Annotated in this window: 26 protein-coding genes and 2 tRNA genes; 8 read left to right on the top strand and 20 right to left on the bottom strand. The window is 69.1% G+C overall.

Annotated features, from left to right (window positions below):
* The first annotated feature begins 96 nt into the window (after nt 1–96).
* The 3 genes from ACW5E8_RS05625 (at nt 97) to ACW5E8_RS05615 (ending at nt 3,453) form a co-directional block, all read left to right on the top strand.
* Nucleotides 97–1,935, top strand: a complete 1,839-nt coding sequence (locus tag ACW5E8_RS05625) for a copper resistance system multicopper oxidase (RefSeq protein WP_456964487.1) — start codon at nt 97–99, stop codon at nt 1,933–1,935.
* A gap of 233 nt (nt 1,936–2,168) precedes the next feature.
* Nucleotides 2,169–2,891, top strand: coding sequence for a copper resistance protein B (locus ACW5E8_RS05620; protein ID WP_456964486.1), 723 nt, complete (start codon nt 2,169–2,171; stop codon nt 2,889–2,891).
* Nucleotides 2,892–2,913: 22 nt separating this feature from the next.
* Entirely contained in the window at nt 2,914–3,453 is a 540-nt protein-coding gene (locus ACW5E8_RS05615; RefSeq protein WP_456964485.1) for a DUF411 domain-containing protein, read from the top strand.
* A 12-nt stretch (nt 3,454–3,465) separates the two neighbouring features.
* Here ACW5E8_RS05615 and phbB read toward each other — a convergent pair whose 3' ends face one another.
* Nucleotides 3,466–4,218: an acetoacetyl-CoA reductase gene (gene phbB / locus ACW5E8_RS05610; RefSeq protein WP_456964484.1), complete on the bottom strand. Its 753-nt coding sequence runs from the start codon at nt 4,216–4,218 to the stop codon at nt 3,466–3,468.
* 124 nt (nt 4,219–4,342) lie between these two features.
* Between phbB and ACW5E8_RS05605 the strand changes: the two genes are divergently transcribed.
* Both ACW5E8_RS05605 and ACW5E8_RS05600 read left to right on the top strand, forming a co-directional pair.
* Nucleotides 4,343–4,418, top strand: a tRNA-Ala gene (locus tag ACW5E8_RS05605).
* Between the two features lie 40 nt (nt 4,419–4,458).
* Nucleotides 4,459–4,534 (top strand) — tRNA-Glu (locus ACW5E8_RS05600).
* Between the two features lie 65 nt (nt 4,535–4,599).
* Here ACW5E8_RS05600 and ACW5E8_RS05595 read toward each other — a convergent pair.
* The 3 genes from ACW5E8_RS05595 to ppsR form a co-directional block, all read right to left on the bottom strand.
* Nucleotides 4,600–4,764 (bottom strand): hypothetical protein, encoded by a 165-nt coding sequence (locus ACW5E8_RS05595; RefSeq protein ID WP_456964483.1) that lies wholly within the window; start codon nt 4,762–4,764, stop codon nt 4,600–4,602.
* Nucleotides 4,761–5,297 (bottom strand): DUF1249 domain-containing protein, encoded by a 537-nt coding sequence (locus tag ACW5E8_RS05590; protein ID WP_456964482.1) that lies wholly within the window; start codon nt 5,295–5,297, stop codon nt 4,761–4,763. Before ACW5E8_RS05590 ends, ACW5E8_RS05595 begins: the two co-directional genes overlap by 4 nt.
* Nucleotides 5,298–5,380: 83 nt before the next feature.
* A complete protein-coding gene (gene ppsR, locus ACW5E8_RS05585) occupies nt 5,381–6,202 on the bottom strand; it encodes a posphoenolpyruvate synthetase regulatory kinase/phosphorylase PpsR (RefSeq protein WP_456964481.1) in 822 nt (273 codons plus the stop codon).
* 129 nt (nt 6,203–6,331) lie between these two features.
* Here ppsR and ppsA point away from each other — a divergent pair, with 129 nt between their 5' ends.
* On the top strand, nt 6,332–8,713 hold the full coding sequence (ppsA, locus tag ACW5E8_RS05580) for a phosphoenolpyruvate synthase (protein ID WP_456964480.1): 2,382 nt from the start codon (nt 6,332–6,334) through the stop codon (nt 8,711–8,713).
* Between the two features lie 160 nt (nt 8,714–8,873).
* Here the strand turns inward: ppsA and orn are convergent, their stop codons facing one another.
* Together orn and tadA are read right to left on the bottom strand one after the other, a co-directional pair.
* Entirely contained in the window at nt 8,874–9,428 is a 555-nt protein-coding gene (gene orn / locus ACW5E8_RS05575) for an oligoribonuclease (protein WP_456964479.1), read from the bottom strand.
* Nucleotides 9,429–9,471: 43 nt separating this feature from the next.
* Entirely contained in the window at nt 9,472–9,981 is a 510-nt protein-coding gene (tadA, locus tag ACW5E8_RS05570; RefSeq protein WP_456964478.1) for a tRNA adenosine(34) deaminase TadA, read from the bottom strand.
* Nucleotides 9,982–10,101: 120 nt separating this feature from the next.
* Between tadA and pdxK the strand changes: the two genes are divergently transcribed.
* Nucleotides 10,102–10,923 (top strand): pyridoxine/pyridoxal/pyridoxamine kinase, encoded by an 822-nt coding sequence (gene pdxK, locus ACW5E8_RS05565; protein WP_456964477.1) that lies wholly within the window; start codon nt 10,102–10,104, stop codon nt 10,921–10,923.
* A gap of 7 nt (nt 10,924–10,930) precedes the next feature.
* Here pdxK and ACW5E8_RS05560 read toward each other — a convergent pair whose 3' ends face one another.
* Genes ACW5E8_RS05560 through ACW5E8_RS05545 form a run of 4 tightly spaced genes read right to left on the bottom strand, consistent with a single transcriptional unit; the run spans nt 10,931 to nt 15,020 of the window.
* Complete coding sequence (locus tag ACW5E8_RS05560; RefSeq protein ID WP_456964476.1) at nt 10,931–11,731, bottom strand: ABC transporter permease subunit; 801 nt, start codon at nt 11,729–11,731, stop codon at nt 10,931–10,933.
* Nucleotides 11,728–12,717, bottom strand: coding sequence for an ABC transporter permease subunit (locus ACW5E8_RS05555; protein WP_456964475.1), 990 nt, complete (start codon nt 12,715–12,717; stop codon nt 11,728–11,730). Before ACW5E8_RS05555 ends, ACW5E8_RS05560 begins: the two co-directional genes overlap by 4 nt.
* The gene (locus tag ACW5E8_RS05550) at nt 12,714–13,871 is read right to left on the bottom strand and encodes an ABC transporter ATP-binding protein (protein ID WP_456964474.1); all 1,158 of its coding nucleotides are present in this window, start codon (nt 13,869–13,871) and stop codon (nt 12,714–12,716) included. Before ACW5E8_RS05550 ends, ACW5E8_RS05555 begins: the two co-directional genes overlap by 4 nt.
* A 3-nt stretch (nt 13,872–13,874) precedes the next feature.
* Nucleotides 13,875–15,020, bottom strand: a complete 1,146-nt coding sequence (locus ACW5E8_RS05545; RefSeq protein ID WP_456964473.1) for a polyamine ABC transporter substrate-binding protein — start codon at nt 15,018–15,020, stop codon at nt 13,875–13,877.
* 132 nt (nt 15,021–15,152) lie between these two features.
* On the opposite strand from ACW5E8_RS05545, the gene ACW5E8_RS05540 reads away from it, so the two are divergent.
* Entirely contained in the window at nt 15,153–15,884 is a 732-nt protein-coding gene (locus tag ACW5E8_RS05540; RefSeq protein ID WP_456964472.1) for a TorF family putative porin, read from the top strand.
* A 6-nt stretch (nt 15,885–15,890) separates the two neighbouring features.
* On the opposite strand, the gene guaA is transcribed toward ACW5E8_RS05540, so the two are convergent.
* From guaA to ACW5E8_RS05490, 10 genes are all read right to left on the bottom strand, one after another.
* On the bottom strand, nt 15,891–17,474 hold the full coding sequence (gene guaA, locus ACW5E8_RS05535; protein WP_456964471.1) for a glutamine-hydrolyzing GMP synthase: 1,584 nt from the start codon (nt 17,472–17,474) through the stop codon (nt 15,891–15,893).
* Nucleotides 17,471–17,701: a hypothetical protein gene (locus ACW5E8_RS05530; RefSeq protein ID WP_456964470.1), complete on the bottom strand. Its 231-nt coding sequence runs from the start codon at nt 17,699–17,701 to the stop codon at nt 17,471–17,473. The genes guaA and ACW5E8_RS05530 overlap by 4 nt, the downstream gene beginning before the upstream one ends.
* On the bottom strand, nt 17,701–19,158 hold the full coding sequence (gene guaB, locus ACW5E8_RS05525) for an IMP dehydrogenase (protein WP_456964469.1): 1,458 nt from the start codon (nt 19,156–19,158) through the stop codon (nt 17,701–17,703). The genes ACW5E8_RS05530 and guaB overlap by 1 nt, the downstream gene beginning before the upstream one ends.
* 85 nt (nt 19,159–19,243) lie before the next feature.
* Nucleotides 19,244–20,134: a bifunctional methylenetetrahydrofolate dehydrogenase/methenyltetrahydrofolate cyclohydrolase FolD gene (folD, locus tag ACW5E8_RS05520; protein WP_456964468.1), complete on the bottom strand. Its 891-nt coding sequence runs from the start codon at nt 20,132–20,134 to the stop codon at nt 19,244–19,246.
* A gap of 80 nt (nt 20,135–20,214) precedes the next feature.
* A complete protein-coding gene (locus tag ACW5E8_RS05515) occupies nt 20,215–21,264 on the bottom strand; it encodes a DUF2272 domain-containing protein (RefSeq protein ID WP_456964467.1) in 1,050 nt (349 codons plus the stop codon).
* Nucleotides 21,265–21,340: 76 nt separating this feature from the next.
* Entirely contained in the window at nt 21,341–22,483 is a 1,143-nt protein-coding gene (gene moeB / locus ACW5E8_RS05510) for a molybdopterin-synthase adenylyltransferase MoeB (RefSeq protein WP_456964466.1), read from the bottom strand.
* 111 nt (nt 22,484–22,594) lie between these two features.
* Nucleotides 22,595–23,167 carry a molybdenum cofactor guanylyltransferase gene (gene mobA, locus ACW5E8_RS05505; protein ID WP_456964465.1) on the bottom strand — a complete coding sequence of 191 codons (573 nt, stop codon included), beginning with the start codon at nt 23,165–23,167 and terminating at the stop codon, nt 22,595–22,597.
* A complete protein-coding gene (gene der, locus ACW5E8_RS05500) occupies nt 23,164–24,579 on the bottom strand; it encodes a ribosome biogenesis GTPase Der (protein WP_456964464.1) in 1,416 nt (471 codons plus the stop codon). The genes mobA and der overlap by 4 nt, the downstream gene beginning before the upstream one ends.
* Nucleotides 24,580–24,592: 13 nt before the next feature.
* On the bottom strand, nt 24,593–25,798 hold the full coding sequence (bamB, locus tag ACW5E8_RS05495) for an outer membrane protein assembly factor BamB (RefSeq protein WP_456964463.1): 1,206 nt from the start codon (nt 25,796–25,798) through the stop codon (nt 24,593–24,595).
* Nucleotides 25,795–26,439 carry a YfgM family protein gene (locus tag ACW5E8_RS05490; protein ID WP_456964462.1) on the bottom strand — a complete coding sequence of 215 codons (645 nt, stop codon included), beginning with the start codon at nt 26,437–26,439 and terminating at the stop codon, nt 25,795–25,797. The genes bamB and ACW5E8_RS05490 overlap by 4 nt, the downstream gene beginning before the upstream one ends.
* Nucleotides 26,440–26,482 lie beyond the last annotated feature (43 nt).

Genomic DNA, 26,482 nt, shown 5'->3' with positions numbered 1-26,482 from the left:
GTTCCCGGCTGTCGCCCGCATTGCAGGGCGGCGATCCCACCGAACCTCGATGCCGCGGCACGACCTGCCGGCATCGCTGCGTGATCCGGAGATTCCATGCATCACCCTCCTCCGCGCCCCGGCGCGAGCCTTCCCCGACGCCGCTTCGTGCAGGGCCTTGCGGCAGGCGGCGCTGTCACCGCGTTCGGCCTTGGTGCCCGCGCCAGCCACGCGGCGCCTGCGCTGCCGGTCCCGGTCCTCACCGGCAGTCATTTCGATCTCGCCATCGGCCGCTCCGCCGTCGATTTCACGGGCCGTCCGCGCCTGGCCACCACGGTCAACGGCAGCCTGCCGGGTCCGATCCTGCGCTTCCGCGAAGGCGACAACGTCACCCTGCGCGTGACCAACCGCCTGCGCGATGCGCAGTCCTCGATCCACTGGCACGGGCTGTTGTTGCCCGCGAACATGGACGGCGTGCCCGGGCTGAGCTTCGACGGTATCGCGCCGGGCGAGTCCTGGCTGTATCGCTTCCAGGTCCGGCAGTCGGGCACGTACTGGTACCACAGCCATTCCATGTTCCAGGAGCAGGCCGGCCTGTACGGCGCGCTGATCATCGACCCCGCCGAGCCGCCGCCGTACCACCACGACCGCGAGCACGTGGTGCTGCTGTCTGACTGGACCGACATGGATCCGGCCGCGCTGTTCCGCCGGATGAAGAAGGATTCCGCGTACGACAACTACTACCAGCGCACCGTCGGCGACTTCGTCCGCGATGCGCGCGCCGACGGCTTCGGAGCCACGCTGCGCGACCGTGCGATGTGGAACCGGATGCGGATGACGCCCACCGACATCTCCGACATCAACGGCCACACCTACACCTACCTGATGAACGGCACGGCGCCGGCCGGGAACTGGACCGGCCTGTTCCGTCCCGGCGAGAAGGTGCTACTGCGCTTCATCAACGGCTCGGCGATGACCTACTTCGACGTGCGCATCCCCGGCCTGAAGATGACCGTGGTGGCCGCCGACGGCCAGTACATCCATCCGGTGACGGTGGACGAGTTCCGGATCGCGGTGGCGGAGACCTTCGACGTGCTGGTCGAACCGGCCGGCGCGGACGCCTTCGCGATCTTCGCCCAGGACATGGGGCGCACCGGATACGCACGCGGCACGCTGGCCGCGCGACACGGCCTGGCCCCACCGGTGCCCGCGCTGGACCCGCGCCCGCTGCTGACCATGGACGACATGGGGCATGGCGGCATGGAGCATGGCGGTATGGATCACGGAAACATGGATCACGGCGGCATGGGGCACGCAGGCATGGATCACTCGAACATGCAGCACGGCACCGGGCACGGCAGTGTCGGCGGCCAGGCCGGGCATGCGGCGCACGGCATGGATCCGATGGCGCCCATGGCCGATGGCATGCAACGCCACCCACCGACCGAAGCCGGCAACCCGCTGGTCGACATGCAGGCGATGTCGTTGGCGCCGAAGCTCGACGATCCGGGCGTCGGCCTGCGCGGCAACGGACGCACGGTGCTCACCTACGGTGCGATGCGCAGCCTGTTCGACGACCCCGACGGCCGCGAACCCGGGCGCGACGTGGAGCTCCATCTCACCGGTCACATGGAGAAGTTCGCCTGGTCATTCGACGGCCAGAAGTTCATGGACGCCGCGCCCTTGCGCATGACCTACGGCGAGCGCCTGCGCATCGTGCTGGTCAACGACACGATGATGTCGCACCCCATCCACCTGCACGGGATGTGGAGCGACGTCGAGGACGGGGGTGGCGCCTTCCAGCTCCGCAAGCACACCGTGGACATGCCGCCGGGCACCAGGCGCAGCTTCCGCGTGCGTGCGGACGCGCTGGGGCGCTGGGCGTTCCACTGCCACCTGCTCTACCACATGGAGGCGGGAATGATGCGGGAAGTCCGCGTGGAGGAGCCGGCATGAGCGGCACGACACGAGGACTGCTGGCGCTTGCGATAGCGGCAGTCGTGACAGGCCAGGCCGTCGCCCAGGACCACGCGGGACACCGCGCCCATACGGCAGACACGACCCGTGCAGCGCACACGAGCCACGGAGCCCCCGATGCGAACCCCGCTGACGCGCATGCCGCGCACGAACCACTTCCCGCCCGCGACGCGCACGAAGGGCACGGGGCGCACGCAACGCACGCGCCCGGCATGCGCCATGAAACAGGGGCGCACGCACCACCGCTGACCGACGCCGACCGCGCCGCAGCCTTCCCCGAACTGCAGACGCACATGCAGCATGCGCGCGAACTCAACACCTACCTGCTCTTCAACCGGCTGGAAGCCTGGGACACGGACCCCGGCAGTGGCCAGGCCTGGGAGGCGGAGGGCTGGATCGGCAGCGACATCCACCGCCTGTGGCTGCGCTCCGAGGGCGAACGCAGCGCCAGCCGCACCGAAGCAGCCAACGTGGAGCTGCTGTACGGACGCGCCGTCTCGCCCTGGTGGGACGTGGTTGCCGGACTGCGCCACGACTTTGCACCCGGGCGTTCGCAGGACTGGGGCGCCATCGGCGTCCAGGGCCTGGCACCGTGGATGGTCGAGGTCGCGGTGACCGGCTACGTCGGCGCGTCCGGTCGGACGATGCTGGGTATCGAAGTCGAACGCGAGCTGCTGTTGACCAACCGGCTCATCCTGCAGCCTGTGCTCGAAGCCACACTGCACGGCAAGGATGACTTGGCGCGCGGTGTCGGTTCCGGCCTGTCCACGGTGGAAGCCGGCCTGCGCCTGCGCTACGAAATCAGCCGGCGCTTCGCGCCCTATGTCGGCGTGGTTCACGAACGTGCTTTCGGTGACACCGCCGCGCTGCAACGGGCGTCCGGTCAATCGGGACGCGACACGCACGTCGTTATTGGCGCACGGATATGGTTTTGAATCAATCTATTACAGGAAATATATGATGCAGTTTCTTAATAATAAGCCTGCCCTGCTTCTGCTCAGCTGCTTCGCCGTGGTCACGGCCTGCTCGGCCAGCAACGGCGCGCCAGCCGCGACCTCTACCGCCATCGCGACCCAGGCCCCGGCCCACAGCCCGGTGCCCGCGGCGCAGGACGAAGCATCGCTGCTGGTCGTGCACAAAAACGCCAGCTGCGGCTGCTGCGTGCTCTGGATCGACCACATGCGCGAGGCCGGCTTCGCCGTGCAGGTGCACGACCACGAGGACATGGGCCCGATCAAGCAGCGTGCCGGCGTGCCCTATGCCATTGGCTCCTGCCACACCGCCGAGATCGATGGCTATTTCGTCGAGGGCCACGTTCCGGCCGAAGACGTGAAGCGCCTGCTCGCCGAGCGCCCGGATGCCCGCGGCCTGACGGTGCCCGGCATGCCCGCGGGCTCGCCCGGGATGGAACTGCCCGATGGCACCGTGCATCCCTACGCGGTCGAGCTGGTGGGGCACGACGGCAGCACTACGGTGTACGCGCGCCACGGCGAGTGAGCGCCCCGGCGGTCAGCCCATGTGCTGGCCGCCGTTGACGGCGATGTTGGCGCCGGTGACGTAGGCCGCGCCTTCGCTGCACAGGAACGCCACCACGGCGGCGATCTCCTCAGGCTTGCCCAGGCGCCCCATCGGCACCTGGGCAACGATGGATTCCACGATCTCCGGCTTCATCGCCTTCACCAGCGCGGTGCCCACGTAGCCCGGCGACACGCTGTTGACCGTCACGCCCTTGCGCGCGAGCTCCTGCGCGAGCGCCTTGGTGAAGCCCTGCACGCCGGCCTTGGCCGCCGAGTAGTTGGTCTGCCCGAACTGGCCCTTGGTGCCGTTGACCGACGAGATGTTGACGATCCGCCCCCAGCCGCGATCGGCCATGCCGTCGACGAAGGGCTTGCTGACGTTGAACATCGAATCAAGGTCCGTGTGCAGCACCGCGTCCCACTTCGCCTTGTCCATCTTGCGGAAAGTGGCGTCGCGGGTGATGCCCGCATCGTTGACCAGGATGTCGACGGCGATGCCCGCGTCCTGCAGCCGCGCGCCCAGGGCCTGGCAGCTGTCGTAGTCGGCCACGTCCACCGGTTCGACCTGGAACGTGCGGCCGGCGGCGGCCTGCGCATCACGCCAGGTCGACGGCTCTTCGACGCCGGCGAAACAGGTCACGACCACGCGGTGGCCGGCGTCGTGCAGGGCCAGGGCGATGGCTTCGCCAATGCCGCTGGTGCCGCCGGTGACCAGTGCGGTGCGCAGGGCTACGGGATCTGACATTCGGTGCTCCATGTGGATGTTGGAAGCCGCGCAGTATCGCCGCCACGACCGCCATCGAAAATCTTTCGCGGCGATGTGTTGACGGCACCTACGCCGCCCCCTACAATTTCGAGCTCACCAACGTGGGGCCATAGCTCAGCTGGGAGAGCGCCTGCATGGCATGCAGGAGGTCGGCGGTTCGATCCCGCCTGGCTCCACCACTCATCGACCCAGGCCGGTCGTGAGTGCGGACAGTTTCAAGTCCCCATCGTCTAGAGGCCTAGGACACCACCCTTTCACGGTGGACACCGGGGTTCGAATCCCCGTGGGGACGCCATACATGAAAAAGCCCGCCTTGATGGCGGGCTTTTTCTTTGCGCGTCCAGCGTGCTTTCCGGTCGTTCAGCCGCTGCTGTCGCGCGCGGCGATCTCGGCCCAGTCGACCTCGATGCCCTTTCGATGGCCCTTCTCCACCAGCTTCAGCCCGGACGGGTCGATGGTGAGGGTGTAGGCCTTGTCGCCGATCTGCACTTCGCGCTTCAGTGGTTTGTCGAGCTTCGTCGTCATGGGTTCACCTTTGTGCTGTCGGGGGAACTGCCCGCCGACGATAGCACCGGCGGTCCTGGAGGACACAGCGGCAGCGGCCGCAGGGTGGCCACGCCGTGGCCCCGCTCGGCCAGGTACTGCAGCCACTTGCCCAGGAAGGTGTTCATCCGCAGCCGGTGGCCGAGTACTTCGGCCGGCGGCGGAAACATGCCGATCGCGTCCTGCCAGCGGCGGCCGACGTAGCAATGGGTGGCCTCCACCTGGCGCGCGTCGCGGTACAGGCGCAGGTAGGCGGAGGGATCGGGCTCGCCGGTCACCGGGTCGGGCAGGCCGACGTAGGCCAGGCGCAGCTGGCTGGTGTAGGCATGGCGTTCGATCACGTCCAGGCGCAGGTCGAGCCCGTCGCCGATGCTGGAGACGTAGGCGCCCTCGGCCAGGTCGCCGGGTTCGAGCAGCCGCACCAGGCGTGTGTGGTTCTCGGCGTACAGCGCCATCAACCAGCCGAAACGGCTGAGGGTGGGGAATTTCAGGCGGCGTGCGACGAGTTGCGACATGCCTCGATGCTACACGCCGCGCGCGTGACGGGGCAGCTTGACGCCCTGCTGCACGCGGCCCAGTCTGTGAAGTCTCCCGGCCGCTAGAACATGCCGCGGCGGATGCCCAAGGTGCTCATCACCTTGCTGGAGATTTCCTCGATCGACGTGTGCGTGGTGCTGAGCACCGGGATGCGCTCGGCGCGGAACAGCGCCTCGGCCGCCGCCACTTCCCGCTTACAGGTCTCGAGCTCGGCATAGCGCGAGTTCGGCCGGCGCTCCTGGCGGATCTGCTGCAGCCGCACCGGATCGATGGTCAGCCCGAACAGCTTGGCGCGGTGGGCGCGCAGCCGCGGCGGCAGGCGGTCGTGCTCGAGGTCTTCCTCGGTCAGCGGGTAGTTGGCGGCGGCGATCCCGTGGTGCAGCGCCAGGTACACGCAGGTCGGCGTCTTCCCTGCCCTCGAGACCGCCACCAGGATCACGTCGGCGTTGTCGTAGTTGATCGACATGCCATCGTCGTGGGTGAGCGCGTAGTTCATGGCGTTGATGCGCTTGTGGTACGCGTCGAAGTCGACCATGCCGTGGGCCTGGCCCACGCGCGGCTGCCGGGTCTCCCCCAGCTCCGCCTCCAGCAGGCTCATGAAGGGCTCGAACACGTCCAGCACCAGCGCGCCGCTGCCCTGTATGGCGGCGGTGAAGTCGGCGTTGACGCAGGAGTTGACCACGATCGGGCGCGTGCCGCTGGCCGCGCCTGCATCGCGGATCCGGCCGGCGATCTCGTGCGCGCGCTCGACGCTGTCGACGAACGGGATCCGCTCGGTGGCGAAGGCCGAGCTCCGGAACTGGGTCAGGAGGCTGTGGCCGACGGTTTCGGCGGTGATTCCGGTGCCATCGGAGACGTAGAAGACCGGACGCGGGCTCGACATGCGTGTTTTCCTTGGGGGCCGCGGGCGCCGCGGCGGGTTGGCTTGCTAAAATAGCCAAACTCGACGCCCGGCGCCGCAGGCCCGTGCAGCCTTCCCCACCGTTACACCGAAATTCCCCTGGAGTCCGCCTTGAGCGCCAACATCCTGTGGCTTGACGACCTTCGCCTCACCGACCTGGCCCAGGTCGGCGGCAAGAATTCCTCGCTTGGCGAGATGATCGGCAACCTGGCCCGGCTCGGCGTCTCCGTGCCCGGCGGCTTTGCCACCACCGCCGACGCGTTCAAGGACTTCGTCGCCCACAACACCCTGGAGCAGCGGATCTTCGACAGGCTGGCCACGCTCGACGTCGAGGACGTGGCCGCGCTCACCCGCGCCGGCGGCGAGATCCGCGGCTGGGTGATCGACGCGCCGCTGCAGCCCGCGCTCGAGGCCGACATCCGCACCGCCTACGCCAAGCTGTGCGCGGACAATGGCGGCCAGGATGTGGCTGTCGCGGTGCGCTCCTCGGCCACCGCCGAAGACCTGCCGGATGCGAGCTTCGCCGGCCAGCAGGAGACCTATCTCAACGTCACGGGCGCCGACGACGTCGTGGTGAAGGTGAAGGAAGTCTTCGCCAGCCTCTACAACGACCGCGCCATCGCCTACCGCGTGCACCACGGCTTCAAGCACGAGGACGTGTTCCTGTCCGCGGGCGTGCAGCTGATGGTGCGCTCCGACGTCGGCGCTTCGGGCGTGCTGTTCACGCTCGACACCGAGTCCGGCTTCCGCGACGTGGTGTTCATCACCTCCAGCTACGGCCTGGGCGAGAACGTCGTGCAGGGCGCAGTGAACCCGGACGAGTTCTACGTCTACAAGCCCACGCTGCGCAAGGATCGCCCGGCCATCCTGCGCCGCTCGCTGGGCTCCAAGCAGATCCGCATGGTCTATTCCGACCAGCCCGGCGAGCGCGTCCGCAACGAGGACACGCCCGACGAACTGAGCAACCGCTTCTCGATCAACGACGAGGACGTGCACGAGCTCGCGCGCCAGGCGCTGACGATCGAAGAACACTACGGCCGCCCGATGGACATCGAGTGGGCGAAGGACGGCAACACCGGCAAGCTCTTCATCGTCCAGGCGCGCCCGGAAACGGTGAAGTCGCGCGCCAAGGCCACGCAGATCGAACGCTTCATTCTCGGTGCGCGCGGTGACGTGGTCTGCGAGGGCCGTGCCATCGGCCAGAAGATCGGTTCCGGCGTGGCGCGCGTGGTGCGCTCGCTCGACGACATGGCCCGCGTGCAGCCCGGCGACGTGCTGGTCGCCGACATGACCGATCCCGACTGGGAGCCGGTGATGAAGCGTGCCGCCGCCATCGTCACCAACCGCGGTGGCCGCACCTGCCACGCCGCGATCATCGCGCGCGAGCTGGGCGTGCCGGCGGTTGTCGGCACCGGCAATGCGCTCGACATGATCGAGGACGGCAAGGAGGTCACGGTGAGCTGCGCCGAGGGCGACACCGGCTTCATCTACGCCGGCACCCTGCCCTTCGAGCGCATCACCACGGATCTCACCTCGATGCCCGAGGCGCCGCTGAAGATCATGATGAACGTCGCCAACCCCGAGCGGGCATTCGACTTCGGCCAGCTGCCCAACGCCGGCATCGGCCTGGCGCGCCTGGAGATGATCATCGCCGCGCATATCGGCGTGCATCCCAATGCGCTTCTGGAATACGACCGGCAGGACGCCGAAACGAAGAAGAAGATCGACGCCCGCGCCGCCGGCTACGCCGATCCGGTGTCGTTCTATGTCGACCGCCTGGCCGAAGGCATCGCCACCCTCACCGCCTCGGTGGCGCCGAACCCGGTGATCGTGCGCATGTCGGACTTCAAGTCCAACGAGTACGCCAACCTCATCGGCGGCCAGCGCTATGAGCCCGAGGAAGAGAACCCGATGATCGGCTTCCGCGGCGCCAGCCGTTACGTCGACAAGGCCTTCGCGGAGGCCTTCGCGCTCGAGTGCCGCGCCGTGCTCAAGGTCCGCGAGACCATGGGCCTGGACAACCTCTGGGTGATGATCCCGTTCGTGCGCACGCTCGACGAAGGCCGCCGCGTGCTCGAGGTGCTCGCCGCCAACGGCCTGCGCCGCGGCGTCAACGGGCTCAAGGTGATCATGATGTGCGAAGTGCCTTCCAACGCGCTGATGGCCGACGAGTTCCTGGACATGTTCGACGGCTTCTCGATCGGCTCCAACGACCTGACCCAGCTGACGCTCGGACTGGACCGCGACTCCGCGGTGGTCGCGCACCTGTTCGACGAGCGCGACCCGGCGGTGAAGAAGCTGCTGTCGATGGCGATCCAGACGGCGAAGGCCAAGGGCAAGTACATCGGCATCTGCGGCCAGGGCCCCAGCGACCATCCGGACCTGGCCGAGTGGTTGATGCAGGAAGGCATCGAGTCGGTGTCGCTGAATCCGGACACGGTGGTGGACACGTGGCTGAAGCTGGCGAAGTCGAAGGCGAAGTCGGCTGGCTGAGGCGGGTCCGTCTGTCGCAAACAAGGAAGGCCGGGCTTCGTAGCCCGGCCTTCTTTTTTTGCACCGAATCTTCTGTGGGAGCGGCCATGGCCGCGATCGAGCTTGTACAGGTGCGTCCATCGCAGCTATAGCTGCTCCCACACCAGCAGATGGCTGGCGGTCAGTCGTGGGGGGCGAAGGCGCCCATGGCGTTGCGGTAGTGGCGCAGTTCGGCGATGGAGTCGTGGACGTCGCTGAGTGCGGTGTGGGCGGCCTGCTTGCGGAGGCCGGCGTGCACCTGGGGCGCCCAGCGCCGGGCCAGTTCCTTGAGCGTGCTGACGTCGAGGTTGCGGTAGTGGAACCATCGCTCCAGGGCTGGCATGCGCCGGTGCAGGAAGCGCCGGTCCTGGCAGATCGAGTTGCCGCAGATCGGCGACTTGCCCGCGGGCAGCCACTGTTCCAGGAACTCCAGCGTGCGCGCCTCGGCTTCGGCCATCGGCACGCCTTCCTCCAGCACGCGCCGCCACAGCCCGGAGCCGCCGTGCTGGTTGCGGTTCCATTCGTCCATCGCTTCCAGCGTCGCCAGCGGTTGGGCGATGGCCAGCTCGGGGCCTTCCGCCAGCACGTTGAGGTCGGCGTCGGTGACCACGGTCGCGATCTCGAGGATGGTGTCGTGGTCGGTGTCGAGCCCGGTCATTTCAAGGTCGATCCACACCAGCCGGTCTTCGTTGCCCACCCTCGCTCCTCGTTGCCTGTCAGGACGCGCATGATAACGCGCCTCAGTCCGGCGCCAGGCCCCGTTTGGCGCGGAAATAGTTGCGGAGGCGGCTGCCGGCCTCGTCGCCCAGGACGCCGCCAACGACCTCCAGGCGGTGGTTGTGGCGCGGGTCGGCAAGCAGGTCGAACACGCTGCCCGCGGCCCCGGTCTTGGGATCGCTGGCGCCGTAGACCACCCGCGCGATGCGGGCATGCACCATCGCCATGGCGCACATCGCACAGGGCTCCAGCGTCACGTACAGCGTGCAGCCGAGCAGCCGGTGGTTGCCAAGCGCCCTGCCCGCCACGCGCATCGCCACGATCTCGGCGTGAGCGCTGGGGTCGTGGTCGCCGATGTTGCGGTTCCAGCCCTCGCCCAGCACCTGGCCGGCAGCGTCGACCAGCAGCGCGCCCACCGGAATTTCGTCGAAGTCCCGTGCCGCCCGATCGGCCAGCGCGAGCGCCTGGCGCATCCAGGCCTGATCGCGCTCGTCCTCGGCGGTGGGCGGAGTGTGTTCCGGCATGGCGGCCATTCTAGTGGCTACCCGCGGCGTAAAATGCCCGGATCGATCCGCCTGCAACCGTGCCGGGCCGGTCGCCGCCACGCAGCGAGGTCATCCATCGTGGGATCCGGTTCGCCTTCCCTCCAGCCGATGCAGATCGAGGTCGTCTCGGTGCAGTCGCAGGTCGTCTATGGCCAGGTCGGCAACACCATCGCGGTGCCGGCGCTGCAGGCCATGGGCCTGCGCGTGGCTGCGGTGCCGACGGTGGTGCTGAGCAATACGCCCCACCACGCCACCATGCACGGCGGCCCCATTCCGCTGGACTGGTTCCGGGGCTACCTGGACGATCTGCTGGCACGCGATGCGCTGCGCGAGCTGCGTGCGGTGGTGGTCGGCTATCTCGGCGGCCCGGCCCAGGCCGAGGTGCTGGCGCGCTGGATCGAGGGCCTGCTCCGCTCGCGCCCGGAGATCCAGGTATTCATCGACCCGGTGATCGGCGACGAGGACGTCGGCGTCTATGTCGACCCCGGCATGGTCGAGGCCTACCGTCGCCACCTGCTGCCGCTGGCCGACGGCCTGGTCCCCAATGCCTTCGAACTCGGCCTGCTGACGGGTCGGCCCGTGGCCGATATCGACCAGGTGGTGGAGGCCGCCCGCGCACTGCTGGTCGGACGCACGCGCTGGGTCGTGGCCACGAGCGCGGCGCCGGCGGGCTGGCGCAGCGGCACGATGCGGGTGGCCGCGGTGGATGGCGCCGGCGCCGGGATCATCGAGCATGCGCGCCTGGACACCACGCCCAAGGGCACGGGCGATCTCTTCAGCGCGACGCTTGCCGGCCGCCTGCTGGCCGGCGCCGGACTCGAGGACGCGGTGCGTGCCGCCTGCGACCGCGTGCTCGACGTGCTGACGACCTCGCACATCGCCGGGAGCGCCGAGATGCTGGTGTTCCCCGACCCCGATCCCGTCGCCTGACTCCGGCTCAGGCTGCGGGGCGCCGGCGGTGCATCACTATCCCCGCGACGCTCACGCCCAGTGCCACCAGCACCACGATGATCGTGGCCAGGGCGTTGATTTCCGGCGTCACGCCCAACTTGACCTTGGAATACACCACCATCGGCAAGGTGCTCGAACCCGGGCCGGAGGTGAAGCTCGCGATCACCAGGTCGTCCAGCGACAGGGTGAATGCCAGCAGCCATCCCGCCAGCAGCGCCGGCGCGATCAGCGGCAGGGTGATCACGAAGAACACCCGCCAGGGGCGCGCACCGAGGTCCATTGCCGCTTCTTCCAGGCTGTCATCCATGCCCGCCATGCGCGAACGCACGATGACGGTGACGTAGCAGGCGGTCAGGGTGATGTGCGCGAGCGTGATCGTCAGCATGCCGCGGTCGGGCCAGCCGAAGGCCTGCTGCAGGGTGACGAACAGCAGCAACGAGGACAGGCCCATCATCACGTCGGGCATCACCATCGGCGCCGAGTTCATCAGGCTGAGCAGGCCACGCCCCGGGAAGCGCCCGAAGCGCGACAGTGCCAGGCCGCAGGCGGTGCCGAGGCAGACCGCCGCGGTGGCCGTGATGGCGGCAATGGTGAAGCTGCGCTGCACCGCGTCCAGCAGCTGGTCGTTGGCAAGCAGCGCGGTGTACCAGCGTGTGGAGAAGCCGCCCCAGACCGTGGCCACGCGCGATGCGTTGAACGAGTACACCATCACCGACAGGAGCGGCAGGTACAGGAAGGCGTAGCCCAGGGCCATCGCCGTGTACAGGAAGAACGGCGTGCGCTTCACCCCTCGGCCTCCTGCTCCACGCGCCGGTTCTCGAAGTACTCGAACACCAGCGTCGGCAGCACGATCATCACCAGCATCGCGATGGTCACCGCGGCGGCCAGCGGCCAGTCGCGGTTGGTGAAGAACTCGATCCACAGCACGCGGCCGATGGTCAGCGCATCGGGGCCGCCAAGGATGTCCGGGATCACGAACTCGCCGACCGCAGGGATGAACACCAGCAGCGCGCCGGCGATGATGCCCGGCATCGACAGCGGCAGCGTGACCCGCAGGAACGCGTGCCAGGGCTTGGCGCCGAGGTCCTCGGCGGCCTCCAGCAGGGTGAAGTCCAGCCGCATCAGGGTCGCGGTCAGCGGCAGGATCATGAAGGGAAGATAGTTGTAGACGATGCCGATGTAGACGGCGATGTCGGTATGCAGCAGCGCGAACCCGGGATCAACCAGCCCGACGGCCGAGAGTGCCTGCGCCAGCAGGCCGTTGGCCTTGAGGATGCCGATCAGCGCGTAGGTGCGCAGCAGCGAGCTGGTCCAGAACGGCAGGATCACCAGCACCAGCAGCAGCAGGCGCCGCACCGGCGTCGCGCGCGCGATGCCGTAGGCGATCGGGTAGCCCAGCAGCAGGCAGAACACCGTCGACACCGAGGCGAACAGCAGCGACTTCAGGTAGGCCGCGACGTACAGCGGGTCGCTGAGCAGCATCGCGTAGTTCGACACGTGCAGGCGCAGCGAGGCGGCGCCATCGGCGGTGTGTTCGATCAGCGCGGTGTACGGCGGTGCCTGGCCAAACACCGCCTGCGAGAAGCTGATCTTCAGCACGATCAGGAACGGGACCAGGAAGAACAGGCCCAGCCACAGCATCGGCAACGAGGTCACCAGGAAGCGGCCGCGGCGCGTGCGGAACTCGTGGCCGACCGCGCGGAACCAGCCGAACAGGTTCCGCACGACATCGAACCAGAAATCCCAGAGCCCTACGTTACGCACACTGTTCATGCGGTCAGCAGCACCGCGCTGGCGGCCTCCCACGACAGCCAGAGCGTGTCGTCCCAGTCGTAGTGCGGCTCGGAGCTGCGCGCCACGTGCGTTTCCTGCACGCGCACGATGGCGCCGGCCTCGGTCTCCACCTGGTAGATCGACACGTCGCCGAGATAGGCGATGTCACGCACCTTCCCCACCACCACGTTCTCGGTGGCGGCGGTGCCGCGTGCCGGCGGCGCCTCGTGGACGTCGATCTTCTCCGGGCGCACGGCGACGCTCACCGCGGTGCCTTCGGGCAGCGGGTCGGCGTGGCGGGCCAGCAGCTCGGCGTCCAGCGCATCGCACTGGATCCTGGCCTGGCCCGAGGCCTCGTCGGTGCCGAGCACCCGGCCTTCGAAGATGTTGATGCCGCCGATGAACTCGGCCACGAAGCGCGTGGCCGGATACTCGTACAGCACCGCCGGCGTCGACACCTGGACGATGCGGCCGGTGTCCATCACCGCGATGCGCGACGACATCGTCATCGCTTCTTCCTGGTCATGGGTGACCATGATGAAGGTGGTGCCGACGCGCTCCTGGATGTTCACCAGCTCGAACTGGGTGTGCTCGCGCAGGCGCCGGTCGAGTGCGCCCAGCGGCTCGTCGAGCAGCAGCAGCTTGGGCTGTTTCGCCAGTGCACGCGCCAGGGCCACGCGCTGCCGCTGGCCGCCCGAGAGCTGGTGCGGCTTGCGCTTGCCCAGCTGCGGCATGCGCACCAGCTCCAGCATCGCCTGCACGCGGTCGCGGATCTCACCCGCGGGCAGCCGGTCCTGGCGCAGCCCGAAGGCGATGTTCTGCTCGACCGTCATGTGCGGGAACAACGCATAGCTCTGGAACATCATGTTCACCGGCCGCTGGTAGGGCGGCAGGTGGGTAACGTCGATCCCGTCGATCAGGATCCGGCCCTGGTCCGGCGCCTCCAGCCCTGCAAGGATGCGCAGCAACGTGCTCTTGCCCGAACCCGAGCCGCCCAGCAGCGCGAAGAACTCGCCGCGGTAGATGTCCAGCGACACGTCATCGCAGGCGTAGACCTTGCCGAAGGCCCGGGTCACGCCTTCGATGCGCACGAAGGGCTGCGTGGCGGGATCCCGCCACGGCTCCGACGCGACGCTGCGCGCGGGAACGGACATCGCCTAGCGACCGCTCTTGATCGCGGTCCAGGCGCGCACGCGCAGGCGCTGCATGTCTTCAGGCAGCGATGTGGGATCGACCAGCTTGGCGCGCACCGCTTCGGGCGGATACACGCCTTCGTCGCCGGCGATCTCCGGGTCGATGAGGCCGGTGGCGGCCAGGTTGGCGTTGGCGTAGGCGACGTTGTCGGTGATCGCCGCGATCACCTCCGGCTCCATCAGGTAATTGACGAAGGCGTGGGCATTGCCGGGATGGCGGGCATCCTTCGGGATCGCGATCACGTCGGTCCAGCGGATCGCGCCCTCCTTCGGGATCACGTAGCGGATGTCCGGCGCCTGGCGCCCGGTTGCTTCGGCCGCTTCCACCGCGACATCGCGCGCCTGGCCGATGTCGCCGGAATAGCCCATCGCCACGCAGACATCGCCATTGGCCAGCGCGTCCTTGTACTCGGCGTTGTTGAAGGTGCGCACGTAGGGGCGGATCGCGGCGTAGACCTGCTTGACCGCGTCGATCTCGTCGGCGGCGCCCGCGTTCGGATCGCGGCCCAGCCACAGCAGCGCGGCGCCGAAGGCTTCCTGGTCGTCGTCGAGCACGTTGATGCCGCAGGACGCCAGCTTGGCGGCGTTGGCGGGGTCGAACAGCAGCCCCCAGGAATCCAGCGGCGCGTCTTCGCCGAGCACGGCCTTGACCTTGTCCACGTTCACGCCCAGGCCGGTCGTGCCCCACATGTACGGCAAGACGTGCGCGTTGCCCGCATCGATGTCGGCCAGGCCGTCCATGATCGCCGGATCCAGGTGCGCCAGGTTCGGGAGCTTCGCCTTGTCCAGCGGCGCGAACAGGCCGGCCCTGATCTGGCGCTGCGCGAACGGACGCGCGGAGGGGAACACCACGTCATAGCCCGAGCCGCCGGCGGTCAATTTGGTTTCCAGCGTTTCGTTCTCGGCATAGACGTCGTAGTTGACCTTGATGCCGGTCGCCGCTTCGAAGTTGGCGATGGTGTCGGGCGCGACGTAGTCGGACCAGTTGTACACATTCAGCACCTTTTCCTCGGCGCCCGCGGGAGCGTCGGGGTCGGCGGATCCGGGCTGGCTGCCTCCGCAGGCGACGAGGAACAAGGCGCAGGCAAGCGGGGCGAGGCGCAGGGACACGGCGGTTCTCCGGAACGGTGGCAAGGCAGGCATGTTCGGAGTGCGTCCGGGCGGTGTCAACGCGAATTTACCCGCAGGCCGCGGGGGTGTATCGTCCCGCGCCTCGCCCGGGCCCGGGCACGGAGAAAAGACATGCCCAAGTTGCCACTGTGCGTCGCGCTCGCGGCCCTGGTTTCGACCGCCCTGCCCGCCCATGCGCAGGAGGCCGAGGCCGCGTGGTCGTTCAGTGGCGAGGTGGTCGCTGCCAGCGATTACGTCTGGCGCGGCGTGTCCCAGACCCAGGAGGATCCCGCGCTGCAGATCGAGGCCATGGTGGAGCACCAGAGCGGCTTCTACGTGGGCGCCTTTGCCTCCACGGTCGACTTCGGCGACCCGGAGGACGGCATCGACTACGAGCGCGAGCTCTACGTGGGCTGGAGCGGTGAACTGGGCGCAGGCACCGCGCTGGACGTGTTCGTCTCCCGGGTGGCCTACCCCGGCCACAACGGTGCGGACTACGACATCGACTACACCGAGATCCAGGCCGTGCTGGGCTTCGCCGACCACTACAACGTCGGCGTCGCGTACTCGCCCGACATCTTCAACCTTGGCGGCAAGGGCTGGTACTACTACGCGGGCGCCGCGTTCCCGCTGGGCGACAGCGGCTTCACCCTGGGCGCGCAGGCCGGCCACTACGACCTCGATGATGCCGCCGGCGACAGCTACAGCGACTGGCTGGTATCGCTTGACCGCGACTTCGGCCCGATCAACGCCAAGCTGCAGTACAGCGACACCTCGAGCTACGGCGAAATCCTGTCCGACTCCGTGGGCGACGCCGGCCTGGCCGACGGGCGCGCCGCGCTGCTCCTTACCTGGGCCTTCTGACCCGGCTCACTCCCACTCGATGGTGGCCGGTGGCTTCCCGCTGATGTCGTAGACGACGCGGGAAACACCCCGCACCTCGTTGATGATCCGGTTCGACACCCGGCCGAGGAAGTCGTACGGCAGGTGCGCCCAGTGCGCGGTCATGAAGTCGATGGTTTCCACCGCACGCAGCGCGATCACCCATTCGTAGGCGCGCGCGTCGCCGACCACGCCGACCGACTTCACCGGCAGGAACACGGCGAAGGCCTGGCTGGTCTTGTCGTACAGCCCCGCCTTGCGCAGTTCTTCGATGAAGACCGCGTCCGCCCGCGCGAGGATGTCCGCGTACTCGGGCTTGACCTCGCCGAGGATGCGGACGCCCAGGCCGGGGCCGGGGAACGGATGGCGGTAGACCATCTCGTGCGGGAGGCCCAGCGCGACGCCGATGCGACGCACCTCGTCCTTGAAGAGTTCGCGCAGCGGCTCGACCAGGCCCATCTTCATGTGCTCGGGCAGGCCGCCGACGTTGTGGTGGCTCTTGATGACGTGCGCCTTGCCGGTCTTGCTGCCGGCCGACTCGATCACATCCGGATAGATCGTGCCCTGCGCCAGCCACTTCGCGTTCGCGAGCTTGCCGGCCTGCTCTTCGAAGATCTCGACGAACAGGTTGCCGATGATCTTGCGCTTGGCCTCCGGATCGGTCACGCCGGCCAGTGCGCTGAAGTAGCGCTCGCGCGCATCCACGCGGATCACGCGGATGCCAAGTCCATGCGCGTCGGAAGCGTCGGCAAAAGTCGTCATGACCTGGTCGCCTTCCTGCCAGCGGAGCAGGCCGGTGTCGACGAAGACGCAGGTGAGCTGGTCGCCGATCGCACGGTGCAGCAGCGCCGCGACCACCGACGAATCAACGCCGCCCGACAGGCCCAGGATCACCTCGTCCGAGCCAACGGTCTCGCGCACGCGCGCGACCTGGTCTTCGATGATGTGCTCTGCAGTCCACAGCGTGTCGCAGCCGCAGACGTCGACCACGAAGCGGCGCAGCAGCGCCTGGCCAGACTTCGTATGCGTGACTTCAGGGTGGAACTGGACGCCGTACCAGCGCTTGTCTTCGTTGGCAAATGCGGCGACCGGCACGCGCGGTGTGCTGGCGGTGACGGTGAAGCCCGGGGGCGCCTTGGCGACGTGGTCGCCGTGGCTCATCCACACGTCCAGGCGCGCAGGCTGGCTTCCGTGGTCGTTGAGGTCACCGAACAGGGTATCGGCCGCGACCAGGGTGACCTCGGCGTGGCCGTACTCGCGCGCGTCGGCGGACTCGGTCTCGCCGCCCAGCTGCTTGGCCATGGTCTGCATGCCATAGCAAATGCCCAGCAGCGGCAGGCCGCTGTCGAAGGCTTCCTGCGGCGCGCGCGGGGCATTCTCGACCGTTGTGGACTCCGGGCCACCGGACAGGATGATTCCCTTGGCGCCGAAGGCGGCGATCTCCGAGGGATCGTGGTCCCAGGCCCAGATCTCGCAGTACACGCCCAGTTCGCGCACGCGGCGCGCGATCAGCTGCGTGTACTGCGCGCCGAAGTCGAGGATCAGGATCTTGTCGCGGTGCAGGTCGGTCATGGGGTCGGATTCGGGGGCGTCTGTTCGGGGAGCGTGAGGCGGAACGTGCACTGCTCGAGCTCGGCATTCCACTCACCGCCATTGCCGGTGCAGGAGTCGCGCAGCTGCCAGTCGCGGTAGAAGCCGTAGCCGTAGAGCACCACCGCGACCAGCACGGCCAGCGCGAGGCCTCGCAGCAGGATGCGGCGCGCCGGCGACTGCGTGCGGGAGGATCGCGAGCGGCGCATCAGCCGGCCCTGTAGTTCGGCGGTTCCTTGGTGATCTGCACGTCGTGGACGTGGCTTTCGCGCTGGCCCGCGCCCGTGATCTTCACGAACTGCGGCTTGCTGCGCATGTCTTCGACCGTGGCGCAGCCGACGTAGCCCATGGTCGCGCGCAGGCCGCCGAGCAACTGGTGGATCACGCCGCTCAGCGGGCCGCGGTACGGCACCCTGCCTTCGATGCCCTCGGGCACCAGCTTGTCGGCCGAGGCGGCGTCCTGGAAATAGCGGTCGCTGGAGCCCTTCTCCATCGCCGCCAGGCTGCCCATGCCGCGATAGCTCTTGTAGCTGCGGCCCTGGTAGAGCTCGGTCTCGCCCGGGGTTTCCTCGGTGCCGGCGAACAGGCCGCCGATCATCACCGTGGACGCACCGGCGGCCAGCGCCTTGCCGATGTCGCCCGAGTAGCGGATGCCGCCGTCGGCGATCAGCGGGATGCGGTCTTGCAGTGCCTCGGCAACCATGTCGACCGCGGTGATCTGCGGCACGCCCACGCCCGCGACCACGCGCGTGGTGCAGATCGAGCCCGGGCCCACGCCGACCTTGACCGCGTCGGCGCCGGCATCCATCAGCGCCAGCGCGGCGTCGCCGGTGACGATGTTGCCGCCGACCACCTGCAGCTTCGGGTAGCTCTTCTTGGCCCAGGCCACGCGGTCGAGCACGCCCTGCGAATGGCCGTGCGCGGTGTCGACGATGATGACGTCCACGCCCGCCGCTGCGAGGCGCTCGATGCGCTCTTCGGTGTCGCCACCGACACCGACCGCGGCGCCGACCAGCAGGCTCTCGGAGGCATCCTTCGCCGAATCCGGATTGTCCTGCGCCTTCTGGATGTCCTTCACCGTGATCAGGCCGCGCAGCTGGAAGTCGTCGTTGACCACCAGCACCTTTTCGATGCGGTGCTTGTGCAGCAGCTGGATGACCTCGTCGTCGCTGGCGCCTTCCTTCACCGTGACCAGCTTTTCCTTGCGGGTCATGATGTTGCGCACCGGGTCGTCGAGCTTCTTCTCGAAGCGCATGTCGCGCCCGGTGACGATGCCGACCAGCTGGTCGCCGTCGACCACCGGAACACCGGAGATGTTGCGCGCGCGGGTGAGGCGCAGCACTTCGCCGATGGAGGTCTGCGGGCTGACGGTGAAGGGTTCGCGGATCACCCCGGCCTCGAAATTCTTGACCTGCAGCACGTGCGCGGCCTGGCGCTCCGGGCTCATGTTCTTGTGCACGATGCCGATGCCGCCGAGCTGGGCCATGGCGATGGCGAGGCGCGCTTCGGTCACGGTGTCCATGGCGGCGGACACGATCGGGATGTTCAGGCGCAGGTCGCGCGTGAAACGGGTGGCGAGCGAAACGTCCTTGGGCAGCACGATGGAATGCGCCGGAACGAGCGAAACGTCGTCGTAGGTCAGTGCTTCAGCCTGGATGCGCAGCATGGCCGTGCCAGTGGTGGTGAAGCACGACATTGTACCCGGCCGCAGTGGCGCCGGCGCGCCCCGGCGGCGGGATGCGGCGTCCCGCTCAGGCGTCGGTGCCGGAGGCCTCGAGGGCTTCGGCGGCTTCCAGGGTGTTCTGCATCAGGGTCGCCACCGTCATTGGCCCGACGCCACCGGGGACCGGCGTGATCCAGCTGGCACGCTCGGCCGCCGCGGAAAAACCGACATCGCCGACCAGTCGGCCATCGTCAAGGCGGTTGATGCCGACATCGATCACCACCGCGCCCGGCTTCACCCAGTCGCCCGGGATCAGGCCGGGCTTGCCGACGGCCACCACCAGGATGTCGGCCTCGCCGACGTGGCGGCGCACGACCTCGGGCGGCGTGAACTTGTGGCAGCTCGTCACCGTGCAGCCGGCAATCATCAGCTCCAGCGCCATCGGCCGGCCGACATGGTTGCTCACGCCCACGATGGTGGCGCTCTGCCCGCGCACCGGGCGGTCGGTCCAGGCCAGCAGCGTGGTGATGCCGCGCGGCGTGCAGGGACGCAGGCCGAACTGGCGCAGCGCCAGGTGGCCGACGTTCTCCGGATGGAAGCCGTCGACGTCCTTGCGCGGGTCGATGCGGTGGATCAGGCGGGTGGCGTCGGGGATGCCCGGAAGCGGCAGCTGCACCAGGATGCCGTGGACCGTGGGATCGGCGTTGAGGCGGTCGATCAGCGCCAGCAGCTCGGCTTCCGTGGTGCCTTCGGGCAGGTCGAAGTCGAGCGCGCGGATGCCGACGATGCCCGCGGCCCGGCGTTTGTTGCGCACGTAGGAGCGCGATGCGGGATCGTCTCCCACCAGGACCACCGCCAGGCCGGGCGGTGCATGGGCGGCGGCCGTGCGCGCCTCGACCCGCAGCCTGAGCGAGTGCAGGAGCTCGTCGGCGATGCGCCTGCCGTCGAGGATGCGGGCCGTGGAACGTGTCTCGGACATGCCTGTATCGTGCGCGCGGAAAGCGGCATTGTCGCCGATCGCGCCCTGCCCGCGCGAGCCGACGGCGCTGCCGCCACGCCTCATCGCACCGGCTGCGACCCGTCCGCCTGCGGTTGCGACGCCCCTGCCGGGCAGCGGGGAATTCCCGAACCGAGCACGCAGTAGACGCAGCATCGGGGCGCGGCGGGCGCCGTTGCGGGCCCCTGCAACGGCGGCGCCGGCGCCAGTCGGGCCAGTTCAGCCTGGGGCCGCAGCTGCAGCAGCGCCGCCCAGTCCTGGCGATTGGCATTGCAGGCCTGCGGGGCATCGGGACTGCACTGCAGCCCTTCCGGTTGCCGCAGCGGGAGATCCTCGAAATGGCCTCCGGCGGTCAGCGGGAGGATGCGCATGGTCACGCCGTCGAGCACGTTGCCGCCAACCAGCCGTGCCACGCGGTCACCGCCCTCCCCGGCCGACACCACGATGTCGCAATGCATGCCCAGCCCGCCGCTGTCCGAGCTGAGCAGGGTCGCCAGGCCACCGAAGCCGTAGCTGCGCCCGGGCACCCGCACGTAGCAAAGCAGGTCCCCCAGGGATGGGCGCGCCGCGCGCGGATCGGCGATGCGGTAGGGGCTGCCTTCCGGGTTGCGGTAGGCGTCGCGCACGTAGTCGACATGGCTGGCCGAGGCGCGGAAGCCCGGAACCGCGGCGCGGCGCATCACCCACGACACGAAGGCGGCCGACCAGGGCGTGTCGACCACGAAGGCGCGGCAGGCTGGCGCCGCCAGTTGCTCGCCGGCGTGCACGCAGTCGGACGCGCCCGGGCGCTGCATCACCTGCCACAGCAGGCCGCTGCCTTTCCAGTAGTCGGTGACCCGCAGCCAGGCCGGCTGGCCGTTGGCCAGGCGCGCGCTTTCAGCCTCGCGCACGACCGAACCCGCAAGGCCACCGTCGCCACCGATGAAGGGCCGGAACCAGGCCTGGTGTTCTTCGCAGGCGGCAGCGGCTATCCGGGTGGCCGCCTCCGGTGCCGACTGCTGCGCGCGCAGCAGCGGACAGGAATCCGCGGCCATCGCGGGCGCTCCCGGCGCAAGCCAGGAGCCCAGCAGGCAAACGACAAGACAGGCCCGCACGTGCAGTGGATTCGCCATGGCATTGCTCCCCGGTCGTGCCGGCGAGCGTATCGCAGCCCGGTGGAAGCCGCGATCACGCGGCCGCTGGAGCGGATCAACCGGCGCAGAACGCCTCGTAGTCGATATATCCCGGGAATGCGGTGCCCGGCGCGCACACCGCGCAGTCCGGGTCCGGCGTCAGCCGTGTTTCGCGGAAACGCATGCCCATCGCGTCGTAGTGCAGCAGCCGCCCGCGCAGCGGCTCGCCCACGTGCAACAGCAGCTTCAGCGCCTCGGTGGCCTGCAGCATGCCGACCACGCCCGGGAGCACGCCCAGCACCCCGGCCTCGCTGCAGTTGGGCGCGGCCTCCGCCGGCGGCGGCTCCGGGAACAGGCAGCGGTAGCACGGCGCCACGCCGCGGTGGCGTCCGGCGTCGAACACGCTGACCTGGCCGTCGAACCGGTGCACCGCGCCGTAGACCAGCGGGATGCCGAGATGCACGCAGGCATCGTTGAGCAGGTAGCGCACGGGGAAGTTGTCGGCACCGTCGACCACGACGTCCACGCCCTCGAGCAGGCGCTCGACGTTGGCCGAGGTCACCCGCTCCGCGACCGCGTCGATCTTCATCCGCGGGTTGAGCGCGGACAGGCGCACCTCGGCGGAGTCCACCTTGCGCATGCCGATGTCGGCGTCGGTGTGCAGGATCTGGCGCTGCAGGTTGCTGCGTTCGACCACGTCGTCGTCGGCGATGCGCAGTTCGCCCACCCCGGCCGCGGCGAGGTAGAACGCCGCCGGCGAGCCCAGGCCGCCGGCACCGAGCATGAGGATCCGCGCCATGGCCAGCCGCTTCTGCCCGCGCATGCCGATCTCGGGCAACAGCAGGTGGCGCGAGTAGCGTTCGTGGAAGTCCTGGTCGCGCGGCTGCACTGGCGGTTCCGGCCGCGCCATCGGCAGGCCCTCCGCCGCCCAGCGCAGGGTGCCGCCGCGGATCGAACACACATTGCGGTAGCCCTGGCGCTGCAGCACCTCGGCGGCCAGCATCGAGCGGCCACCGCTCTGGCAGATGAGCATCAGCTCGGCGCCGCGGTCGTGGAAGTGGAACTCCGCGTCCCCCTCCAGCTCGTCGCGGGCGATGCCGCGCGCGCCTTCCGCCATGCCGAGTTCGCGCTCGTGTTCTTCGCGCACGTCGACGAGCACGGCCCCGGAGGTCTCCATGCGGCGCTGTGCTTCGCGCGGCGTGATTTCGATGATCGCCATGCCACGATTATCTTGCACCGCAAGACTCCTGCCGACTGCGGCTTGCCCCGATTGCGGTCTACGTTACGCCATGGCAGGCGCCTGCGCGGCGACGGCCCGGGAAAGCAGTGTTCAGCCCGGATCGAGGCCCGCGGCAGCGAGATCGCCCGGCGTATTGAGATTGCCGAAGCGCAGCCCCGCGAAGCGGACCCCCACCATATCCAGCCGCGCCTGCAGCGCCTGCACGGACAGGTCGCCGGAATCCAGCGCGGCCGGCAGGACCGCGCGCAGCGCCGATGTCCGCCACAGCGCCACCAGCGGCTGCCGGCCGTCGTCGTCCTCGGCCCAGGCACCGTTGCCGCCAGCGGCACGCAGGCTGCGCAACAGGCAGTCGTTGATCGAGACCAGGTCGACCGGCAGCGTCAGCAGCCACGGCGTCGTGCAGGCCCACGCCAAGGCATCGAGCCCACCCAGCGGGCCGAGGCCCGGCCGGCGATCCGCCACCGCGGTCAGCCCGTGGCTGGCGTAGCGTTCAAGGTCGCGGTTGGCCGATACCAGCACGGCGTCGACTTCGCCCCGTACGCGCGCAGCCAGGCGCAGCACCTGCGGCTCACCACCCTTCTCCATCCAGGCCTTGTCCAGGCCTCCCAGACGGATGGCGCGTCCCCCGGCCAGCAGACCGAGGGTGGTCGCCGCGGCGTTCACCTGCCGCGCTTGGAGTGCCGGATCAAGCGTTTCTTCTTGGCGACCTGGCGCTCGCTGAGGACGTTTTTCTTGTCCTTGTACGGGTTGTCGCCTTCCTTGAACACGAAGCGCACGGGCGTGCCGACCAGCTTGAAGCGCTTCCGGAAGAAATTCTCGAGATAGCGGCGGTAGCTGTCGGTGAGCGTGCGCAGGCGCGTGCCGTGGACGATGATCGTCGGCGGGCTTTCGCCACCGGGATGCGCGAAGCGCAGCTTGGCGGCGTGGCCGCGCACCACCGGCGGCGGATTGGTTTCCACCGCGATCTCGATGGCGCGGGTCACTTCGGCCGTGCTGAAGCTCTTGGTGGCCGAGCCGTGGGCACGATGGATCGCGCGGAACAGCTCGCGCAGGCCGGAACCGTGCAGCGCACTGATGCGCACGGCCTCGGCCCAGGGCACGAAGGCCAGCTTGCGCGACAGCAGGGCTTCCACCTGTTCGCGCTGGTAGGTGTCCAGCCCGTCCCATTTGTTGACCGAGATCACCAGTGCGCGACCGGCGTCGAGCACGGCGCCGAGCACGCTCGCGTCCTGGTCGGTCACGCCCTCCTGGGCGTCGATCATGACCACAGCGACCTGGCACTGCTCGATCGACTGCAGGGTCTTGATGATCGAGAACGTCTCCACCGCTTCGTCGACCCGTGACTTGCGGCGGATGCCGGCGGTATCGACCAGCCGGTACAGGCGGCCGTCGCGCTCGAGGTCGGCGGAGATCGAATCGCGGGTGGTGCCCGCGACTTCGGATGCGATCATCCGCTCCTCGCCGAGGATGCGGTTGACCAGCGTCGACTTGCCGACGTTGGGCCGGCCGACGAACGCCACCCGGATGCGGTCCGGGTCGTTGTCGAGCGCCTCGGTGCTGCCCTGCTCCGGCAGCTGCGCGCGGATCTCGTCGACCAGGTCGTCGATGCCCTGCCGGTGCGCGGACGACACCGCGATGACGTCCTTGAGGCCATAGCGCGCGAATTCCGCGAGCGCTTCGCGCGCGTCGATCCCGTCGGTCTTGTTGACCACCAGGAACGTCGGGCGGGCTGCCTTGCGCAGCCACGCCAGGATCTCGTCATCGACCGCCGACGGCCCTTCGCGGCCATCGACCACGAACAGTACGAGGTCGGCCTCGTCGGCGCCGGCGCGGGCCTGGCGCGCGGTGGCGCCGGCCAGGTCGCCCGTGACCAGGTGCACGCCGCCGTCGGCGATGCCGCCGGTATCCACCAGCGCGAACGGGCGCCCGTCGTCGATGCGGCACACGCCGTAATGGCGATCGCGCGTGACGCCGGGCTGGTCGTGGACCAGGGCGTCGCGCGTCCGCGTCAGCGCGTTGAAGAGGGTCGACTTGCCCACGTTGGGGCGGCCGACCAGGGCGACCAGGGGAAGCATGCGTTGGGCCAGGTCAGTCGATGCGCCAGGCGCTCAGGTCACCGTCGACATCCTGGACCACGAGGATGCCGTCGGCCACCGCCGGTCGTCCGGCGATCGCCGAACGGCTGGCACGGGTGCGCGCTGCAAACTCGCCATCCGACAGGCGCATCCAGTGCAGGTAGCCGTCGAGATCACCGACCACCGCATAGTCGCCGTGGACGGCGGCCGGGGCCAGGCCGCGACGCGCGAGCGCCGGCTGCTGCCAATAGGAGGTACCCACGTACTTGTCGATGCTCCAGACCGTGCCCGCGGCGTCACTGACCACCACGCGGTCGCTGGCCACGCCGACGCCACCGACGCCGCCGCTTTCGGCGGCCCACAGCGGTCGCCCGGATGGGCCTTCGAAGGCCACCGTGCTGCCCTTGTAGCTGCTGGCGATCACCACGCCACCATCGACCACGGGTGCGCCGTCGACATCGGCCATGCGCTCGAGCTCGGTGCGGCCGTCAGCCATGCCGACCGGCTGTTCCCACAGCACGCGTCCGTCGGTCAACGACAGGGCGACCAGGTTGCCCTCGTCGGTACCGACGAACGCCAAGCCCGGTGCGAGGGTGACCGCGGCGTTGCCGCGCACGGTCAGTGACGGCAGGTCGCGCACCCAGAACCAGCGGCGCTCGCCGCTGGCGGCATCGAGGGCGGTGACCCGGCCGTCGTTGGAGCGTACGACCACCAGGCCCTGGCCCACCGCCGGGCGGGCGATCACTTCGTTGGTGACCTTGGCCGTCCAGCGCTGGGCGCCGGTGGCGGCATCAAGCGCGACGACATCGCCATCGAGCGAACCCGCGACCACGAGGCCGTCGCCGGCGCCCGGTCCGCCGGACAGGCGGAGATCGGAGGCGTGGTGCCACAGGCTGCGTCCGCTCTGCAGGTCGAAGGCGCGGACACCGCCCTTCACCGAGGCGGCGTAGACCTGGCCATCGGCGATGTATGGCGCCTGGGCGACGCCGGTATTGCCGTCGCCCTTGCCGGCGCTCGCCGTCCACGCGCGCGCGGGCGTGGCCGAGGACTGGAAATCGACGAGCTTGGCTGGCTCGGTGTCGGCCTTGTCGTCGTCGTTCCCGAACCAGCCGCGCATGGTGCTGCAGCCTGTGGCCATGGCAATGCAGGCGAGGACCAGCAGCGCCCTCCCCGCAATACGTGCGTGGCGGGGCTGACGGATGGGCTGTGCAACGGTCATGGGGCCTGTTCCTCGCTGCGGTCGGGCGTGCCGCCGGCGTCGATGAGCTTGATCTCGAGCAGGTGGCGCTGGGTCACGGCGGCCTCGTCGAGTACGGCAAGGGCCCTGGCATAGGCGTCGCGCGCCTGCTCCAGGCGTCCCGCGGCGTGTTCCGCATCACCACGGACCTCGAGACTGCCGGCGTCGTCGGCGTCGCCAAGCGCGGCCAAGGCCTCGTCGGTCCTGCCGGCATCGACCAGCAGCACGGCAAGCCGGCGCGCAACCACGGCCGACAGCGTCGACTCGCCGGCGCCGATCGCGGACAGCGTGGCGATGGCGGCGTCGGTGTCACCGGCCGTGACCTGGGCGGACGCGAGATCGAGCGCGACCAGGGTGCCGTAGATGCCGTCGTCGAGCCCGGCGCTTTCGGCCAGCGCCCGCGCCTGGTCAAGCTCGCCTGCGGCGATGCTTTCGTTGATTGCCGCGTAGGTTTCGCCGGTGGCGACGCGCTTGGCCTGGAGGTGGTCCTGCCACTTTCCGTAGCCATAGACCAGGGCCAGCGCGATGGCGATGCCTGCAATGACCCCGACGGCGTTCTGGCGGATCCATTCGCGTACGCGTTCGCCCTGTTCGTGCTCGTCGAGCAACTCGTCTACTGCCATGTTCTTCCGATCATGCTGGGCGCCGCGCCGCCGTGGGGCGGGC

The organism is Luteimonas sp. A649 (assembly GCF_054072735.1).
The sequence above is the reverse complement of the archived record's forward strand: the minus strand, read 5'-3'. Positions and strand labels throughout refer to the sequence as shown.

Bases quoted from the DNA above. Each gene is read 5' to 3' on its own strand.
- moeB (WP_456964466.1), bottom strand. From the start codon at position 22,483: ATGGCGATCATCGAAATCACGCCGCGCGAAGCACAGCGCCGCATGGAG.
- ACW5E8_RS05595 (WP_456964483.1), bottom strand. From the start codon at position 4,764: ATGACGACGAAGCTCGACAAACCACTGAAGCGCGAAGTGCAGATCGGC.
- ACW5E8_RS05515 (WP_456964467.1), bottom strand. From the start codon at position 21,264: ATGGCGAATCCACTGCACGTGCGGGCCTGTCTTGTCGTTTGCCTGCTG.
- folD (WP_456964468.1), bottom strand. From the start codon at position 20,134: ATGTCCGAGACACGTTCCACGGCCCGCATCCTCGACGGCAGGCGCATC.
- ACW5E8_RS05490 (WP_456964462.1), bottom strand. From the start codon at position 26,439: ATGGCAGTAGACGAGTTGCTCGACGAGCACGAACAGGGCGAACGCGTA.
- ACW5E8_RS05550 (WP_456964474.1), bottom strand. From the start codon at position 13,871: ATGTCCGTTCCCGCGCGCAGCGTCGCGTCGGAGCCGTGGCGGGATCCC.
- bamB (WP_456964463.1), bottom strand. From the start codon at position 25,798: ATGACCGTTGCACAGCCCATCCGTCAGCCCCGCCACGCACGTATTGCG.
- ACW5E8_RS05540 (WP_456964472.1), top strand. From the start codon at position 15,153: ATGCCCAAGTTGCCACTGTGCGTCGCGCTCGCGGCCCTGGTTTCGACC.
- ACW5E8_RS05615 (WP_456964485.1), top strand. From the start codon at position 2,914: ATGATGCAGTTTCTTAATAATAAGCCTGCCCTGCTTCTGCTCAGCTGC.
- guaB (WP_456964469.1), bottom strand. From the start codon at position 19,158: ATGCTGCGCATCCAGGCTGAAGCACTGACCTACGACGACGTTTCGCTC.
- ACW5E8_RS05530 (WP_456964470.1), bottom strand. From the start codon at position 17,701: ATGCGCCGCTCGCGATCCTCCCGCACGCAGTCGCCGGCGCGCCGCATC.
- ACW5E8_RS05625 (WP_456964487.1), top strand. From the start codon at position 97: ATGCATCACCCTCCTCCGCGCCCCGGCGCGAGCCTTCCCCGACGCCGC.
- ACW5E8_RS05620 (WP_456964486.1), top strand. From the start codon at position 2,169: ATGCGCCATGAAACAGGGGCGCACGCACCACCGCTGACCGACGCCGAC.
- ppsR (WP_456964481.1), bottom strand. From the start codon at position 6,202: ATGTCGAGCCCGCGTCCGGTCTTCTACGTCTCCGATGGCACCGGAATC.
- phbB (WP_456964484.1), bottom strand. From the start codon at position 4,218: ATGTCAGATCCCGTAGCCCTGCGCACCGCACTGGTCACCGGCGGCACC.
- pdxK (WP_456964477.1), top strand. From the start codon at position 10,102: ATGCAGATCGAGGTCGTCTCGGTGCAGTCGCAGGTCGTCTATGGCCAG.
- tadA (WP_456964478.1), bottom strand. From the start codon at position 9,981: ATGGCCGCCATGCCGGAACACACTCCGCCCACCGCCGAGGACGAGCGC.
- ACW5E8_RS05555 (WP_456964475.1), bottom strand. From the start codon at position 12,717: ATGAACAGTGTGCGTAACGTAGGGCTCTGGGATTTCTGGTTCGATGTC.
- ACW5E8_RS05590 (WP_456964482.1), bottom strand. From the start codon at position 5,297: ATGTCGCAACTCGTCGCACGCCGCCTGAAATTCCCCACCCTCAGCCGT.
- der (WP_456964464.1), bottom strand. From the start codon at position 24,579: ATGCTTCCCCTGGTCGCCCTGGTCGGCCGCCCCAACGTGGGCAAGTCG.
- guaA (WP_456964471.1), bottom strand. From the start codon at position 17,474: ATGACCGACCTGCACCGCGACAAGATCCTGATCCTCGACTTCGGCGCG.